Annotated in this window: 16 protein-coding genes; 7 read left to right on the top strand and 9 right to left on the bottom strand. The window is 61.9% G+C overall.

What is annotated here, in order from left to right:
• Positions 1-64: 64 nt before the first annotated feature.
• Positions 65-1,018, top strand: coding sequence for a helix-turn-helix transcriptional regulator (locus tag KYT97_RS11500; protein ID WP_219112276.1), 954 nt, complete (start codon positions 65-67; stop codon positions 1,016-1,018).
• On the opposite strand, the gene KYT97_RS11495 is transcribed toward KYT97_RS11500, so the two are convergent.
• On the bottom strand, positions 1,015-1,956 hold the full coding sequence (locus tag KYT97_RS11495; RefSeq protein WP_033235659.1) for a DUF808 domain-containing protein: 942 nt from the start codon (positions 1,954-1,956) through the stop codon (positions 1,015-1,017). The two genes, KYT97_RS11500 and KYT97_RS11495, sit on opposite strands and share 4 nt — an antisense overlap.
• Positions 1,957-2,195: 239 nt before the next feature.
• On the opposite strand from KYT97_RS11495, the gene KYT97_RS11490 reads away from it, so the two are divergent.
• Entirely contained in the window at positions 2,196-2,876 is a 681-nt protein-coding gene (locus tag KYT97_RS11490) for a class I SAM-dependent methyltransferase (protein WP_033235658.1), read from the top strand.
• 91 nt (positions 2,877-2,967) lie between these two features.
• On the opposite strand, the gene KYT97_RS11485 is transcribed toward KYT97_RS11490, so the two are convergent.
• Entirely contained in the window at positions 2,968-4,314 is a 1,347-nt protein-coding gene (locus tag KYT97_RS11485) for an MFS transporter (protein WP_219112275.1), read from the bottom strand.
• 58 nt (positions 4,315-4,372) lie between these two features.
• Between KYT97_RS11485 and KYT97_RS11480 the strand changes: the two genes are divergently transcribed.
• Positions 4,373-4,870: a winged helix-turn-helix transcriptional regulator gene (locus KYT97_RS11480; RefSeq protein WP_045064086.1), complete on the top strand. Its 498-nt coding sequence runs from the start codon at positions 4,373-4,375 to the stop codon at positions 4,868-4,870.
• 39 nt (positions 4,871-4,909) lie between these two features.
• On the opposite strand, the gene KYT97_RS11475 is transcribed toward KYT97_RS11480, so the two are convergent.
• Positions 4,910-5,719 carry an SDR family oxidoreductase gene (locus KYT97_RS11475; RefSeq protein WP_033235656.1) on the bottom strand — a complete coding sequence of 270 codons (810 nt, stop codon included), beginning with the start codon at positions 5,717-5,719 and terminating at the stop codon, positions 4,910-4,912.
• Positions 5,716-6,411 carry a hypothetical protein gene (locus tag KYT97_RS11470; RefSeq protein ID WP_245006078.1) on the bottom strand — a complete coding sequence of 232 codons (696 nt, stop codon included), beginning with the start codon at positions 6,409-6,411 and terminating at the stop codon, positions 5,716-5,718. Before KYT97_RS11470 ends, KYT97_RS11475 begins: the two co-directional genes overlap by 4 nt.
• Before the next feature lie 121 nt (positions 6,412-6,532).
• On the opposite strand from KYT97_RS11470, the gene KYT97_RS11465 reads away from it, so the two are divergent.
• Complete coding sequence (locus tag KYT97_RS11465; RefSeq protein ID WP_219112273.1) at positions 6,533-7,198, top strand: TetR/AcrR family transcriptional regulator; 666 nt, start codon at positions 6,533-6,535, stop codon at positions 7,196-7,198.
• 894 nt (positions 7,199-8,092) lie between these two features.
• On the opposite strand, the gene KYT97_RS11460 is transcribed toward KYT97_RS11465, so the two are convergent.
• A complete protein-coding gene (locus KYT97_RS11460; protein ID WP_146153428.1) occupies positions 8,093-8,323 on the bottom strand; it encodes a hypothetical protein in 231 nt (76 codons plus the stop codon).
• 16 nt (positions 8,324-8,339) lie between these two features.
• Between KYT97_RS11460 and KYT97_RS11455 the strand changes: the two genes are divergently transcribed.
• Positions 8,340-9,680 carry an HNH endonuclease signature motif containing protein gene (locus tag KYT97_RS11455; protein ID WP_219112271.1) on the top strand — a complete coding sequence of 447 codons (1,341 nt, stop codon included), beginning with the start codon at positions 8,340-8,342 and terminating at the stop codon, positions 9,678-9,680.
• 117 nt (positions 9,681-9,797) lie between these two features.
• On the opposite strand, the gene KYT97_RS11450 is transcribed toward KYT97_RS11455, so the two are convergent.
• From KYT97_RS11450 to KYT97_RS11440, 3 genes are all read right to left on the bottom strand, one after another.
• Positions 9,798-10,289: a GNAT family N-acetyltransferase gene (locus KYT97_RS11450; RefSeq protein ID WP_033235653.1), complete on the bottom strand. Its 492-nt coding sequence runs from the start codon at positions 10,287-10,289 to the stop codon at positions 9,798-9,800.
• Positions 10,290-10,377: 88 nt separating this feature from the next.
• Positions 10,378-11,148, bottom strand: a complete 771-nt coding sequence (locus tag KYT97_RS11445) for a site-2 protease family protein (RefSeq protein WP_219112269.1) — start codon at positions 11,146-11,148, stop codon at positions 10,378-10,380.
• Positions 11,145-11,804, bottom strand: a complete 660-nt coding sequence (locus KYT97_RS11440) for a hypothetical protein (protein ID WP_033235651.1) — start codon at positions 11,802-11,804, stop codon at positions 11,145-11,147. The genes KYT97_RS11445 and KYT97_RS11440 overlap by 4 nt, the downstream gene beginning before the upstream one ends.
• A 305-nt stretch (positions 11,805-12,109) precedes the next feature.
• Here KYT97_RS11440 and KYT97_RS11435 point away from each other — a divergent pair, with 305 nt between their 5' ends.
• The gene (locus KYT97_RS11435) at positions 12,110-13,399 is read left to right on the top strand and encodes an adenylosuccinate synthase (protein ID WP_033235650.1); all 1,290 of its coding nucleotides are present in this window, start codon (positions 12,110-12,112) and stop codon (positions 13,397-13,399) included.
• Between the two features lie 54 nt (positions 13,400-13,453).
• Here the strand turns inward: KYT97_RS11435 and KYT97_RS11430 are convergent, their stop codons facing one another.
• Positions 13,454-13,924: a 5' nucleotidase, NT5C type gene (locus KYT97_RS11430; protein WP_219112267.1), complete on the bottom strand. Its 471-nt coding sequence runs from the start codon at positions 13,922-13,924 to the stop codon at positions 13,454-13,456.
• Positions 13,925-14,249: 325 nt separating this feature from the next.
• Between KYT97_RS11430 and yczR the strand changes: the two genes are divergently transcribed.
• Complete coding sequence (gene yczR, locus KYT97_RS11425; protein WP_219112265.1) at positions 14,250-15,725, top strand: MocR-like transcription factor YczR; 1,476 nt, start codon at positions 14,250-14,252, stop codon at positions 15,723-15,725.
• Positions 15,726-15,798: the final 73 nt, after the last annotated feature.

Below are 15,798 nucleotides of genomic sequence, written 5' to 3'. Positions count from 1 at the left end.
GACGGTCATTCTGCACCCCTATTCCTGACAACTTCTGTCAGTGATTCTCGGTAATGTTCGCTCCATGAGATCCGCGCGCCTGCTTCAACTCATGTTGCGATTGCAGGGCAGTCGAGGAGTTGTAGCCGAGCAGTTGGCCGGCGAGTTCGGGGTGTCGGTACGGACGATCTACCGCGATGTGGCCTCGTTGTCCGCTGCCGGTGTGCCGATCTGGACCGAAAGTGGCCCGGGCGGCGGTATCCGCTTGCTCGACGGCTGGCAGTCCAAGCTATCGGGAATGACAGACGACGAGACGTCGGCGCTGATGCTGCTGGGCGTGCCGTCCATCGCCGCCGATCTGGGCCGGACGGATTCCGCGGACGCCGCGGCCGCAAAACTGCTGGATACGATGCCGCCGAGCCTGCAGAAAGGCGCGCGGTTGTGGCAGGACCGCATTCTTGTGGACGTCCCCGGATGGTTCGGTGGCAGCGACGATATCTCGGCACTGCCGACTATTGCGTCCGCGGTGCTGGATTCACGCCGGGTACATTTCACTTACCGTGACAAACAACGGACGGTTGATCCGCTCGGTCTCGTGATCAAGGCCGGGGTCTGGTATCTGGTGGCACGTCTGGGCGGTCGAACTCTGTCGTTTCGGGTCGGCCGAATCACCGGCCCCGTGGTGTGTGACGAATTATCCGACAGGCCTGCGGATTTCGATTTGGCGACATGGTGGGCGGCATCCATGGCGGAGTTCGACCGTTCGCTGTTGCGTTTCAGCTGTCGGATTCGATTGTCGCCCAACGGTTGGCGAAGACTCCCCGATGCGGTGGGAGTCGAGGCGTCGCGAGTGGTGCCAGGTCCACCTGATTCGGCCGGATGGATGGACGTCGAATTGAGATTGGAAAGCCCTGAAGTTGCGCTCTCTCAGTTGATCGGTTTGGGTGCGGACGTCGAAGTGCTGGAACCGTTGTCGCTGCGCGATGCAGTGTGCGCGGTGGCGGAGCAGATGGCGGCGCGCCACAGGCACATCGACTAGGCCGTCGCCGATCGCTTTGCCAGCACGCTCGTAATGCCCAACTGCGCTGCGACGATCACCGCACCGACCACCAGGCCGAGAGCTGCAGATGCAAGAGTGTTGACGATCCATGCCAGGACTCCGCCGACACCGGCAATATCCTTGACCGCTTCTTCGCCGTGATGAACGGCGTCGTAGAGGGGATGGAAGCCGAGTTCGTCGATGCCGACCAGAAGAATGTGGCCACCCACCCACAGCATTGCGGCGGTGCCCACCACGGAGAGCACCGACATCACGTGCGGCATGCCGCGAACGAGCCCGCGCCCGACCTTGTGAGTGAAACCGGACGACGACTCGGCGATGCGCAAACCGATGTCGTCCATCTTCACGATCAATCCGACAACGCCGTAGACGACAACGGTGATCACCACAGCGACGACGGCAAGAATGATCAGTCGGCTCCAGAAACCTTCACCCGCGATGGTGTTGAGTGCGATCACCATGATCTCGGCCGACAGAATCAGATCGGTACGCACGGCGCCGGAGACAACGGCCTCTTCGTCACGAGGATGCTCGTCTGCGCTCTCGTGGTGGTCACCGTGGCCGAAAATCGCTCCCCAGATTTTGTGGACAGCTTCGTAGCTGAGGTAACAGCCACCCACCATCAGCAGGGGAGTCAGTAGCCCGGGGAGGAACTGGCTGAGCAGCAGCGCGATCGGCAGAATGATCAGCAGCTTGTTGCGCAACGACCCGATCGCGATGCGCTTGATGATCGGCAGTTCGCGTTCAGCCGCCAAGCCGCGCACGTACTGCGGAGTGACAGCCGCGTCGTCGATCACGACGCCGGCAGCCTTGGCGGTTGCCTTACCGGTTGCAGCAGCTACGTCGTCGATCGACGCTGCTGCCATCCGAGCCAGAGCGGCGACGTCGTCGAGCAGGGCAAACAGTCCGCCGGCCATCACAAACCTCCAGTGGAATCAGTGGAAAGGGGTGGCCGGACGGATCCGGTAACGCAGTTGCTTGATCGCACGAAGTCTCTATCCCATGAACGTCGGAGGCGGCGGCAGGTCACCTCGAACGATACCGGCGACTTCGCAGCGTGAGTAGCGCAGACCCGACGTCAACTCTGCAGAGATCGTTGCGTTAAGGGCTTCCGGGCTAGTTGTTCGCGTGCGAGACTGCACAGGGGATCGACCGAATGGGATCGACCGAATGGGGCATCATGCGCGAACCGGACACAGCACAGGTCGCCAAGAGTTTCGACGCGATGGCGACTCACTACGACCGACAGATCGGACGCTTCGAGCGCTTTGCACTCGGTGACGCACGTAGATGGGCAGTCGACAAAGCGCGCGGCCGCGTCGTCGAGATTGCCGTCGGTACCGGCCTGAACTTGCCGCTCTACGGTAAGGACGTCGACTATGTCATCGGAGTGGACATCTCGAAAGCGATGCTCGATCAGGCCCGCGCCAGGGTCTCCGAGGGTGTGAGCACAAGCGTCGACCTTCGGTACGGAGACGTGCAGGAACTGGATATCCCCGACGAGTGCGTCGATACGCTGCTGTCCACCTACGCGTTCTGCACGATTCCTGATCCGGGCCGAGCTGCAGTCGAGGCCTTCCGCGTTTTGGTGCCCGGCGGTCGATTTGTACTGGCGGAACACGGGCCGAGCACCAATGTTTTTGCGCGGGCCGTGATGAAGGTGGTGGAACCGCTTTTTGTGCGTTTCGGTTCCGACCACCTCACTCGCGATCCCATCGGATACCTCGAGGACGCGGGTTTCCTGATCGACGAAGTGCAGCGCAGCGGACGGGGCGGGGTCGTGTTCCGAGTAGTGGCGAGCAAGCCGGATCCCGAATGGACGGCGTTGGGTCACTGACTGACGGTCCGGACCTTGCCGGACTACTCGACGGGTATGCCTTGCCGCGGCACCGACTTCGTGCTGGCGGTATCCGTGCTGGAGGTGGGAGTCATCCGAGTGATGCGACTGCGGATGCAACAGCAATTGCGACGATGACCCACCAGGCTTGTCGGAAGGTGCTGTAGTCGACCGCGCTTCCGAGGACTGCGATCAGGATGCTCACGCCAAGCACAGTACCGATCTGACGGCTCATGCTGATGACGGCGCTGCCGGTGGCCGATCGCGCAGCGGGCAGGTCGGCTGTTGCCTGCGAGAGGATGGTGGGCAGAGCGAGGCCGACGCCGATCCCGGTGATGATCCACCCCGGCAGCAGTTGGGTGGCGTAGTGCGGTGTCGTGTCCACCGACAGCAGGACAAAAAGCGTGCCCGCAGCCCAGAGCGCGCTGCCCAGAGCGGCTACTCGGCCGGCGGAGTATTTGCGGGTGAGGGCTCCGCCCACGATGGCAAACAACGGAACCATCATCGGACCGGGAGCGACGGCAAATCCGGTTCGCAGTGCCGAGTATCCCCAGACTTCTTGCAACCAAAGGGTATTCGCGAGAAGTCCGGCCGCGAATGTGGCGCTGAACAAGATGGCGGTGATATTCGACCAGGCAAACGAGCGGACTTTCAGGAGATCCGGCGCGATCAGCGGAGCGGAGTGGCGGGAGTTGCTCCACCAGAAGGCAATCAGAGTGACCGCGGCGAGTGCACAGGCAGTAACGATGCGCGGGTCTGTCCATCCCCAGTCAGGACCCTGAACCAGGGCGAGAGCAAGAGCACCGATGCCGACGGTGAGGAGTGCGGCGCCGGCCAGGTCCATTCCTGCATCGGGGTCCTTCTCCGCGGCATCCGGGACAAGTCGAACGGCGAAGTAGAGCAGCACGATCCCGATGGGAACGTTGATCAGGAACACCCAGTGCCACGACGCCTCCACGAGCATGCCGCCGACAACGGGGCCGAATGCCGCTGCCGCAGCGCCGGAAGCGGCCCAGATGCGAACGCCGGATTGGCGTTTAGCGGCCGGGAGTGCGTTGATCAGAAGTCCGAGGCTGGCCGGGGTGAGTGCTGCCGCGCCCACGGCCTGGACGATGCGGAATGCCACGAGCATCCACAGTGACGGGCTGAAAGCGCAAGCGGCACTGGCGAGAGTGAAGAGTGCGAGACCGGCGATGAACGCTCGTTTGGGGCCGATGCGGTCAGCCCAACGCCCGAGTGGGATGAGCAGTGCGGCGTAGACGATTGCGTATCCGTTGAGGATCCAGCTGAACTCGCCGAGTGAATGTCCGGGAAAGCTCTTCGCGATGTCGCCGAAGGCCACATTGACGACAAAGAGATCGAGGCTCGCAACAAATGGTGCTCCCGACAGGATTGCCAGAAGTGGGCCCGTCCTGACGGGCTGACTGTTGAGTTCCATAGTCAGGAACCTAAACCCTGGCTATGGCAATGGCAAGTCAGGGAGTAAGGTGATGAGTATGGACGCAGTGCGACTGACCGGAGTCTTGGCGGATCGGGACGCGTGGCAAGCCACGCATTGCTCGATCGGCCGCGCAATGGAAGTGGTCGGCACGAGGTCGGCGATGCTGATCCTGCGTGAGGCTTATTACGGCACAACCCGTTTCGATGATTTTGCGTCGCGGGTCGGTATCACCGAAGCGGTAGCGTCGGCGCGCCTGAAGGATCTCACTGCTGCCGGCATCTTCGAGCGTCAGCCATACAAGGAGCCGGGGAAGCGTACTCGGCATGAGTACGTGCTCACCGAGATGGGCCGGGATTTACTGCCGGCGGTGTTGGCGCTCATGCAGTGGGGCGACAAGTACCTGCACGGGGGCAGGGGTGGGCCGCTCAACGTTGCCGACGACAGCACTGGTGAACCCGTGACGGTCGACGTGCGCAACCAATCCGGCCACGTCGTGCCACTGGGGGAGTTGCGGGTGTCCGTGAACGGCGCTCGGGTGCGCGGCAACAGCTAATCGTCGAATATCGATTGGCGATCCTGTTGAGCAAGGTGGTCATCGGAGGATTCGGTCGAGATACGCGCGGCGCTGGGTGTCGTCGTAATCCCCGGGTGGCCGGTTGCGGGTGACGACACGCTTAGCGACTTGCAAGAGACGTTCAGGTGCAGCTTCCTCGAGCGTTCCTATCGGTGCCAGCCAGCGCGGGACTGTGACCTCGCGACCTGGTCGGCGTGCAGTGTCGGCGATGGCGCGACCTACCTGTTCGGGTTGCAGCGTGGGTTGCAGATCGAGCGAAACACCAGAGGTGAGTTCGGTGTTGACTGCCGCAGGCATGATCGTAGTGACCGTGACTGCGGTGTGGGCAATTTCGGCGCGCACAGCCCGCGACAGGGCGGCAACGGCGAACTTGGTGGCGCAATACACCGCGATTCCTGGTGTGGTCACCTTGGCGGCCATTGATGCGACGTTGACGATGTGGCCGCAGTTGCGGGCCAACATGTCGGGGAGGAAGACGTGCATGCCGTTGATGACGCCGCCGAGGTTGACCGCCACCTCCTGATGATGGCCTTCGAGGCTTTGGTCCACGAACGGACCTAGCCGCATGATTCCGGCATTGTTGACGAGCATCCGAACCGGGCCGTCGGCGCTGGCGGCAGCCCAGAACTTTCGCAGACTTTCCCCTTTGGTGACATCGAGATGCATTGACTTGGCATCGATTTCAGCAGCGGTGCGGGCGGCCTCCTCAGTGTCGAGGTCACCGATCCACACTAGTGCTCCCCTGCGAGAAAGTTCAGCAGCAGTGGCACGTCCGATGCCGCGGGCTGCGCCGGTGACACAGACGACGGCCCCGTCGAGTTCGATCATGACCGCACCTCCTCGTTCTCGAAGTGGCGCAACGCAAAGTGGGCGATAGTACGAATCTCACCGGTGTGCATCGTGAGCAACGCTCTACCGAGGTACAGCCCTGGTAGCAACTCGACGATCTCGTCACGGGTGCGTTTGATCGGGAAGGTCCGCACACTCGGATTGCAGTACTCCTCGATGCCGTAGTCCAGCGCGATCACGGGAATCTTGGGAGTGACCAGTCCGACATCGGCGCTGTAGCGAAAGTCGAAGCCCACAATCTCCGGGCCGGCCCGACGCAGGCCGCGATAGAGCGGCGCGATCACCCGCATCGCATAGCGCGCCAACGGGATCAGTCGATTGAACCCCGTACCTGACTCGGCGTTGAACGTCTTGCCCTGCCACGTCGGGTTGATCGCGAGCAGCGGATTGGCCAACGCGGCCTCGGGAACATTGAAGAGTTTGCCCACGATCAAACCTTCGTAGGCACCGTCGAGCTGCGCGGGCCGTGTTCCGGCGGCAAACAACGCGCCGATCTGGTCGCGGCGGTCGGCCCTACTCAGCTCACGCAGGTACCGCCATCCCTCTACTCGCGCTCGACCCGGCGCGTGTTTGGAGAGCTCACGCAACTCGGCCAGTATCGGCCCGATCACCGCTGTGACGGTGGAGGGAAGTTGGGTGGCACCGGTAGCAGCAGGCGGTGTGGGTGACATCGATGAACGTCCTCTCGGTAGCCGATGAACTATTCTGGTACCAAACTGTGCCAAATATGGTCGACAGGTGTCAAGGGCCCTACGCAGCGAACGAGACGAGGTGAATGCCACTATGGCTGTCATGAGTGCCCAGCCTGCGCGGAGCTACGGCGGAATCGATGCCGGCGAGCGGGTGCGGGTTCGCCGCAACCAGCTCATCGACGCCGCGCTGGGAATCATGGCCACTGACCAGTGGCGCACCGTGACGGTCGCCAGGGTGTGTTCCACCGCTGGGCTGAACAAACGCTATTTCTACGAAAGCTTCGACACCCTCGATGCACTGGCGGCGGCCGTCGTCGAGGAAACCGCACGTCACGTAAGCGAGAGTGCCGTCCTCGCGTTCGCAATGTCAGCAAAGAAGTCCCTGCAGGAGAGGGCCTTTCAGAGCATCGACGCTGCGGTGCGAGCCCTGGTCGAGGACCCTCGTCGCGCCAGGGTGCTCTTCGACGCGGTTTCCGCGTCCCCTGCGGTGTTGGCCCACCGGGCCGCGGTCGTTCAAGGCCTCGCGACGATCCTGGTTCAACACGCCCGCGAAGTTCACGATGTAAAACTCGAACGAGACAGCCTGGCCCGAGTTACGCCGGCTTTCCTCGTCGGCGGCACCGCCGAGGCGATCATGAGCTGGCTCAACGGCACTGTCGATATCACCCTTGAGCAACTGATCGATGACCTGAGCACGCTGTGGCTGATCACCGGCAACGGCGCCGCCGACCACGCCCGCCGGCGACTGCCCGAGGAAAAGCCGTGAGCATTGCAGAGGTGATCCGCGTCATTTTCTTACCCAAGGGTGGTTTGCCTGTGATGTGACGGTTGATCCGGCCACCTACGGTGTCCCAAATTGAACTCCGCTGCGCTCCGCTCTGGAAAAGCACTGATTTGTTTAAGGGATGGCCGCCGCGGCGTTCTCGACAGTCGACTGCTTATCGAGAAGTGTGACTTGATCGCTATTTAAGGACACGACGGAGAGGTCGCCTACCCAGGTGTCAGCCCGATCCGTGGCGAAGGGAGTGCGCCTTCTGTCACGGAAACGTAAGTGCCGAAACGTATCCGATGAATCACCCGTGCAGCCTGCATTGTGGTGAGGCTCGATCAAAAGTTCCATGACCACCCGAAAATTCAGGTGGAGGATGACCGCTCGAGGCAATCTTGTTTGTCCATGGCTGCCGCGCCGCCGCTTCGCGCTGGCTTGCCAGCGGATATACAGTCGACTGTCTCGACGACCGAGTTCGCGTTCGCGCTCAATACCACCGAAAACCCTTGACGCTGGTGGTTAGCCCCATTGGGTGTTCATCTTGTTCGCGAGCCATTCTGCGTCCGTCTGGACCATCGGTCCGTGCAGGCAGTAGTGGCCGCCGTTGTCTTGGACGTAATGGGTGTAGCACTTGTTTTCGTATCCACCGTGTCCTGCGATGCGGGGCCCTGTAATGAATCAGGCGGTGTTGGTCTCGGTCATGGTGGTTCCTTCCGGAGAGTCCGTAGAGTCGCTCCCCTCGACACGGTGTTCCGGGCGACTTGTGCGACGACTTTCTTGGCCGCTCGGGGAGTGAAACACCCCTGAAACACCTTAAGCAGTTTGGGGAGGAACCTGGCTTGATCAGTTCGTGGCGGCGAGTTGGTCGGTGTCGAATCTTTCGTGGCGGCGCTATGCGGTCGAGGTGACGACGGGTGGCGTCGAGTTTTGGGCGATCGTTTCCCAGCTGAGGGTGGGGTCGGCGAGTTTGCGTCGGGCGGTGTCTTTGACGTTGTGGGGGAGATCGGAGGTTGCGATGAACTGTTCGAGTTCGGCAAAGAGGTCCGGCTCGAGTGAATATTCTTGGAACCTGTCCGAAATGCCTCTTGAATCGAACGAACGTTCGAGTATCATTGTGGTCAAGGGTGGGGAGGCTCTGATGACCACGGTCAGCGATTTTGTTTCGGTGGGGGATGTTGTAGCCGGTTCGGCTGCGGGTGTGCGTGGCAGGTTGTGGCAATTGCGCCCGGCGGAGGTTCGAGACGTTGCCGTGAGTGTATCTGCGGAAATTCTTCGGCTGGAAGCGATTCGGGTTGCCGCTGTCGACGCGTTGGCGCTCAATCCGGATGAGCAGGTGCTGTGCTACCGCGGTGTGGGGCGGTGGTTGGCGGCGAATACGATGCTGCAGAACGCGGCCGGTAACAAGATCGCTGCCCTCGGTGCCGCGTTGCGGGGATTCCCGGATATTGCTGCGCAGTTCGAGGCCGGTGACCTTTCGCTCGATCATGCGGCAATAATCGCCTCGTTCTGCGAATCACCACCAAAAGGCATGCCCGACAGAGCGTTACCGTCCTGCATGGCAACACTGCTCGCTGCCGCATCCGGCGTGGAGGCGACCACCATCAAACTCCGGTACGCGATTGCGGTTTTGGAGCGGATTTTCGAATCCGACGACACCCCACCCGGTGAGGACGATGACCTCAACGTCTTGCGGATTTCGCCGACGTTGAACGGGCGGGTCGCGATCAAGGGCGATTTCGACGCGTTGACCGGCGAAATGTTGTTGTCGGCTCTCTCGGGTTTGTCGATGCCGAAACCGGCCGCCGACGGGACCCCGGATCAGCGGTCGGCTGCCAAGCGCACCGCGGATGCCTTCACGGAGTTGATCCGCCGCTACCTCGACAATGCCATGACCGGTGTTGATGGTGGTCAGCGTCCGCACGTGAACGTGCACATCACCGCGAAAGATCTTGCCGAGCATCGGGAATGCGCCACCACGCGCAGCGATGTCGCGGCGGATTTCGATGAGCCTGATGTCGAAGATCTTGATGTCGGGTACATGCCCTGGATGGGACCACTGAGTGTGAGCCTGACCCGGATGCTCGCCTGCGATTGCATGCTCTCCACCGTGTTGATGGACGGCAACGGCGCACCGCTGGATGCGACGCCACACAAACGCCTCGTCACACCCGAACAGCGGACGGCGCTGATCGCCCGGGACAAAGGCTGCGCCTTCCCCAACTGCGATGCCGTACCCGCTTGGTGCGACGCCCACCACATAAAACCCTGGTCGGTGGGCGGTCCGACGGTAATGGACAACCTCACCCTCCTCTGCCGAAATCACCACCGATTGATCCACAGCACCAGCGGATTCCGCGGCATCTGGGAAATCAAAATGGGCACCGATCACAAACCCTGGTTCATCCCACCGGCCGCGATCGACCCGAAACAACGACGCCGTCGCTCCACCACCCGTCAAGGACCAGTCCACCGAGACTGAAAAACCGGCTGCGCCGGAACCGAACACCGCGTGAGAGCTTCGCATCACCAGTAAGACGATGCGAAGCCAACAGGCATGCGCAGGCTTGGAAATTCCGTGGCGATATTCAGCCCTGCGTTAGCTCAAGGACTTCTTGAACCCGATGTGTGAGGCGACAAATCCGAGGCGTTCGTAGAACTCGTGGGCTTCTGTCCTCGTCTGGTCGGAGGTGAGCTGAGCGAGGAATGCGCCGCGCCGTGCCCCCTCGTCGCATGCCCAACGCAGCATTGCGCTCCCGATTCCCTGGCTGCGGTGATCCTCGTGCACCCGAACGGCCTCGATCTGCATCCGGGTTGCACCCATCCGGCTCAGTCCGGGGATGAAGGTGAGTTGCACGGTGCCGATCACGTTGTCGTCGGCGGTGGTGACAACAACAAGCAGGTGTGCGTCGTCGGCGTCGATCTTCTCGAAAGCCTTCTCGTAGATCGTCCGGGCGTCGGGATTTGTGGTTTCACGAGTGGACCCGATGGGGTCGTCGGCTAGAAGGTCCACCAGGGTGCCTACGTCGTGAAGCTCTGCCTTTCGGATGGTGTACACCGAATTGCCGCACTCTATCGACGCCGAAATCATCAGTGGTGCTCCTGTTGAAAAGTTAATAGACCGAAATGTCAGGTTCTCATGTCGGCGTTCAGCGTTGTTCGGAAGGGTGCGATCTCCGTCACGTCCAGAAGCGCATCAACGAATTGCCGGCCGCCGCGTAGTTCCCGGGTACCCCACTGAGTTCGAAGATCCAATAGATCGCGTCGAAAAAGATCACGTTGACCTGAGGGACAAAGAGAACTGCGACCAGAAGGAGTAATCCATACGGTTTTAACTGGTCGAGTTGCGCTCGGGTCGTTGGCTTCAGGAACGGTTCGAGCGCGCCGTAGCCGTCTAGTCCGGGAACCGGCAACAGGTTGAGGACGGTCGCCATCACCTGCAGGAACGCGAGGAAACTCAGCCCCGCCCAGAACGTCACATGCTCTGGTCCGGATCCGTAAATGCGTATGACGACAAGTAGGGCTATGGCGGCGATGGCGTTGGTTGCCGGACCGGCCAGGGAGATGCGGGCCTGGACTTTGGGCGAGAACATCCCGGTGCGCAGATAAACCGCACCGCCGGGCAAGCCGATACCGCCAAGAGCTATGAACAGCACCGGGAGCCCGATCGAGAGCAAAGGATGGCTGTATTTCAACGGGTTGAGCGTCAGATATCCACGGGCTGCGACGTCGGTGTCGCCGTGACGCCACGCAATAAAAGCGTGCGCAAACTCGTGGAGACAGAGAGTCACCACCCAACCGGCGACAACAAGAACAAAAACCCCGGCTCCGCCGGCCACCGAACCTCGTTCGGAACTCCAGGCAACAACGCCGCCGAGGACAGCGACGGCCACGACCCCGAGGAAGACGGGGCTAGGCCGCACGGCTGACCTCGCAGCGCCCGTTCTCACCGGACCAACAGCCAGGTCTTGTCGTGGCGGTAGAACGTCGAGCGTTTGAGGTCTCGGGGGTTCGGAACACCGTCGCGCACGAGGTGGGCTGCGGGCGCTCCCAGTTGGACGGCTCGACCTTCCAGCCACCGTCGCCCAGCCCAGCGACTGCGGCGATCAACGGACGCCCGGATGCCTGGCAGCTTGGGGCTCGGAACAATCCGGACACCCTGCACAGTGCCCGAGAAGAGTTTGTTGTCGTCGACATACGCCTCACCGATCAATTCCTCGGTTCCACCTGGGCCGGTGACCGTGGCAGCGCCGACCAGCGCTATTCCGGCGTCGTCGCGAATCAGTGGCACGACGTGCGCGGTGCCTTTGAGTGCTGCGCGGGCAGCTTTTGCGCCCGTGGACAGTCTGTACGCATCGGTGGCGTCCGACCGATCCTCCGTGACGTAGGCGAGTTCGACGTCCAATAGCTCGAGACGCATCAGTCGCGTCAGCACAGCGGCAAACGCCGCGTCCGTGCCGACCACAATCAAGCGGGGTTCGGAGACGACCTTCAGTTGTGCCAGGGCCTCACTGAAGTCGTCTTTCTCGGGCACCTCCGGCAGCGCGAACGACGTGACCTCGCCCAACGGGAGAGGCACGGGTGAATCGCCACATCTGAGTACCACTGGGGTCAACGCGCGCTCCTAGCTCGATCATGACTTTGTCGGCGGTGGTTGCACCACCGACACCGCTCACCTGGCTGGGGAACAGTCGTCGGAATTGCAGACCACGATCCTAATGCGACGTCGGGTACAGACCGACAACTGCGACAACAACGAGCCGATTTCTGGACCGAAGGGTTTGATCGTGTGCTCTGGGCTAGACTTCTCCTTCGGTCACTGCAACAGCTCGGCTGCACAAGAGTGCGCGGATTCAGGCAGTACCAATGCGGCGGGACAACTGCTGCACGTCGACCGTAGGAGACAACGTCATGCCGGCAATCGTCCTGATCGGCGCCCAGTGGGGCGACGAAGGTAAGGGCAAAGCTACAGATCTACTGGGCGAGCAGCTTCAGTGGGTCGTGCGATACCAGGGCGGCAACAATGCCGGACACACCGTAGTTCTGCCGAACGGTGAAAAATTCGCACTGCACCTCATCCCGTCCGGAATCCTCACACCGGCCGTCACCAATGTCATCGGAAACGGCGTCGTGGTGGACCCGGGAGTGCTGCTCACCGAACTCGCGGGCCTGGAATCGCGCGGCGTGGACACGTCCCGCCTGCTGCTTTCCGCCGATGCGCACCTGATCATGCCGTACCACGTGGCCATCGACAAGGTCACCGAACGCTTCCTCGGTGCCAAGAAGATCGGCACCACCGGTCGCGGAATCGGCCCGTGCTACCAGGACAAGATCGCTCGCGTCGGCGTACGCGCAGCGGATGTCCTGGACGAGAAGATCCTGACCCAGAAGGTCGAGGCGGCACTCGAATTCAAGAACCAGGTGCTGGTCAAGATTTACAACCGCAAGGCTCTTGATCCCCAGCAGGTTGTCGAAGAAGTTCTGACGCAGGCGGAGGGCTTCAAGCACCGTATCTCGGACACGCGACTCGAACTCAACCTCGCTCTCGAGCGCGGCGAGACCGTCCTGCTCGAGGGTTCACAGGGAACGCTGCTCGACGTCGACCACGGCACGTACCCGTACGTGACGTCGTCCAACCCCACTTCCGGTGGAGCAGCGGTTGGTTCGGGCATCGGCCCCACCAAGATCACCACTGTTCTCGGAATCCTGAAGGCGTACACCACACGCGTCGGCTCGGGCCCGTTCCCGACGGAACTGTTCGACGAGTTCGGTGTGTACCTGGCCGACAAGGGCGGTGAGGTCGGTGTCACCACCGGTCGTGGCCGCCGCACCGGTTGGTTCGACGCCGTAATCGCCCGCTACGCAACGCGCGTCAACGGCATCACCGATTACTTCCTGACCAAGCTCGACGTGCTCAGCAGCCTCGAGACGGTACCGATTTGTGTTGCATACGACGTCGACGGTGTGCGTCACGACGAAATGCCGATGTCGCAGACCGACATTCACCACGCCAAGCCTATCTACGAAGAGATGCCTGGTTGGTCCGAGGACATCTCGAAGGCTCGCACGTTCGAGGAGCTTCCGCAGGCCGCGCAGAATTACGTGCTTCGACTCGAAGAGCTGTCGGGTGCGTTCATGTCCTGCATCGGTGTCGGCCCCGGCCGTGACGAGACGATCGTCCGCCGCGAGGTCATCCGCTAGGAATTGTTTGTCGAAATCCCCGTTCCTTTCAAGTAGGAGCGGGGATTTCGTGTTTCAGGCTCGCTTCGACAAGTATTCGGTGACCGTCGTCCAATCGGGAAACTTGGTGGTGCCGAACTTGATCCACTCGCCCTCGAACCTGTCTGCGCCGTTGGCTCCGCGATCGTCGACGAGGAAGTCGCCTCGGTTGAGGTGCTTGTGGTGCGAGAGGATCAACCGCTTGTACGCGACGCTGCCTTCTTCCAGTCCGAGGTGTTCCTGGACCCACAAGACCTTGTCGTGCCACGCGGTTGCGTTCTTCCAGGGCGCAGTCGACAGGATGTAGGTGTCGAACTGCCGCGCAAGTTGGTGGTACGCGTCGATCGCGCCGTCGAGGGGATCCATACGCGAGAAGATGTGTGGGGCTTCGTCGAGGTCGTTTTCGAATTTCTTTCGCACATTGTCGGTCAGGCGATCGATGCCGGACTGGAAGTTGACGAGGGTGTTGTCGAGGTCGATGTAAAGAATCTTCTTGGATTCAGGCATCTGCGCCTTTCTTCGAACAGAAAGAGTCCAGTTTTATCGAACTGGACTGAGATCAGTGAATTCTTCCCCCTCATCACAGTGGCACGGGGGTCCGACAGAGTTGTTCCCGGACCGTTCGCCGACCTCGCCGAAGATGCCGCCAAGCGGTGCTGCCAGGCGAAACTGTTCCACTCGAATGTATGTACCTTCACCTTCTGCTGGCGCAAAAAAGTACACGACGGCCACAAAGAGTCCGATGCCGATAAGCGTTGCGAAGGTAGTCATAAGCTCATCATCAGGTCCACTGGTATTGAATTACATAGCCAAGTACTCGATACTGGACCGCATGATGACTCGAGTTCTCGGTGCCCGTTCCCTTGCGCGTGATCTCGGGTCCTGGCAGGAGGAATCGGGACGACGGCCCGCCTACCGCGCACTGGCCGACGGTATTCGCTTACTCGTGCACGACGGGCGCGTTCCGTTGGGCGTGGCTCTGCCGAGCGAGCGTGAACTCGCAACCGTGCTCGAACTGAGCCGCACCACGATCACGTCGTCGTACTCGGTTCTGCGGGACGAGGGCTATCTGATCAGCCGTCAGGGTTCGCGCAGCACCGTGGCGTTGCCTGCCGGTGCGCGGCCGAACGGCTTGATGTTCCGCCAGCACCAACCCGGCCCGAGCGGTGCCGTCGTAGATCTCAGTTATGCCGCGATGGCTGCCCCGGCCGAGCAGGTGCAGCAGGCGTATGCGTCTGCGCTGGAGTCACTTCCGCAGTTCCTGCCCACTCACGGCATGGAGCCGATCGGCATCGCAGAACTGCGGGATGTCATCGCTCGTCGTTACAGCGCTCGCGGCTTGCCTACGACACCCGAGCAGATCATGGTGACCTCCGGCGCCCAGCACGCTTTGCGGTTGTTGTTGTCGGTGCTCACCTCTCCCGGCGAACGGGTGCTGGTGGATCACCCCACGTATCCCAATGCGCTGGAAGCGATTCGGCGCAACGGGGCCAGGCCCGTTCCGGTTCCGGTGCGTCCGGAGTTTGCCGCCGCCGGAGCCTGGGACCTCGACGGAATCCGCAGTGCTGCAAGGCAAACCGCTGCACGTATGGCCTACCTGATTCCGGACTTCCACAATCCGACGGGTCTGTGCATGGATTCCGCCGGGCGCGCAGAGCTTGCCAAGATCGCCCACGAGACCCGGATGACGCTTGTCGTCGACGAGACCATGGTGGACCTGTGGCTCGATGCGCCGCCGCCCGCGCCGGTGGCAGCGCACGGACGCGGCGCCGCCAAGACGGATGTCGTAACCCTCGGTTCCACCGCGAAGTCACTGTGGGGCGGCCTGCGCGTCGGCTGGATTCGGGCCGACCCCGCACTGATCACCCAGCTGGTGGGCGCTCGCGCGGCTGTCGACCTCGGTACCCCGGTCATGGATCAGCTTGCCGCGGCATACCTCCTCGCCGACGACCACTCGCTGCTCGAGGAGCGTCGCGCGGTCCTGCGCGAGCAACGATCGGTTCTGCTCGACGCGGTAGCCGAGCGACTCCCGGACTGGAGCCCCACGATCGGCTCGGGCGGAATGTCGGTATGGATGCGCATGTCGGCACCCGTGTCGACTGCCTTGGCGGCGGTGGCGCCCAACTTCGGAGTGCTCCTCGCAGCCGGCCCGAGATTTGGCGTCGAAGGTGCTTTCGAGCGGTTCATCCGTGTGCCATACGCACGTTCGTCGGAAGATCTGATCCGCGGAGTCGCGTCCATCGCCGCTGCATACGACACCCTTGCGACCGATCGGGACGCTGCAGACCAACGCCTCGTCGTCGTCTGAGCGCCTAGCCTGCGCTCGCGCGGGTACCCACCTGGAAACGAAGGTGAATCCAGGAGGTTTCGATGGCAACCGT

The organism is Rhodococcus globerulus (genome assembly GCF_019334125.1).
In the GTDB taxonomy this organism is placed as follows: Bacteria; Actinomycetota; Actinomycetes; order Mycobacteriales; family Mycobacteriaceae; genus Rhodococcus_F; species Rhodococcus_F globerula.
The sequence above is the reverse complement of the archived record's forward strand: the minus strand, read 5'-3'. Positions and strand labels throughout refer to the sequence as shown.

Excerpts from the sequence above, each read along its gene's own strand:
- KYT97_RS11455 (WP_219112271.1), top strand. The coding sequence starts at position 8,340 with ATGACCACGGTCAGCGATTTTGTTTCGGTGGGGGATGTTGTAGCCGGT.
- KYT97_RS11500 (WP_219112276.1), top strand. The coding sequence starts at position 65 with ATGAGATCCGCGCGCCTGCTTCAACTCATGTTGCGATTGCAGGGCAGT.
- yczR (WP_219112265.1), top strand. The coding sequence starts at position 14,250 with ATGATGACTCGAGTTCTCGGTGCCCGTTCCCTTGCGCGTGATCTCGGG.
- KYT97_RS11450 (WP_033235653.1), bottom strand. The coding sequence starts at position 10,289 with ATGATTTCGGCGTCGATAGAGTGCGGCAATTCGGTGTACACCATCCGA.
- KYT97_RS11495 (WP_033235659.1), bottom strand. The coding sequence starts at position 1,956 with ATGGCCGGCGGACTGTTTGCCCTGCTCGACGACGTCGCCGCTCTGGCT.
- KYT97_RS11470 (WP_245006078.1), bottom strand. The coding sequence starts at position 6,411 with ATGTCACCCACACCGCCTGCTGCTACCGGTGCCACCCAACTTCCCTCC.
- KYT97_RS11475 (WP_033235656.1), bottom strand. The coding sequence starts at position 5,719 with ATGATCGAACTCGACGGGGCCGTCGTCTGTGTCACCGGCGCAGCCCGC.
- KYT97_RS11430 (WP_219112267.1), bottom strand. The coding sequence starts at position 13,924 with ATGCCTGAATCCAAGAAGATTCTTTACATCGACCTCGACAACACCCTC.
- KYT97_RS11435 (WP_033235650.1), top strand. The coding sequence starts at position 12,110 with ATGCCGGCAATCGTCCTGATCGGCGCCCAGTGGGGCGACGAAGGTAAG.
- KYT97_RS11480 (WP_045064086.1), top strand. The coding sequence starts at position 4,373 with ATGGACGCAGTGCGACTGACCGGAGTCTTGGCGGATCGGGACGCGTGG.
- KYT97_RS11490 (WP_033235658.1), top strand. The coding sequence starts at position 2,196 with ATGGGATCGACCGAATGGGGCATCATGCGCGAACCGGACACAGCACAG.
- KYT97_RS11485 (WP_219112275.1), bottom strand. The coding sequence starts at position 4,314 with ATGGAACTCAACAGTCAGCCCGTCAGGACGGGCCCACTTCTGGCAATC.
- KYT97_RS11465 (WP_219112273.1), top strand. The coding sequence starts at position 6,533 with ATGAGTGCCCAGCCTGCGCGGAGCTACGGCGGAATCGATGCCGGCGAG.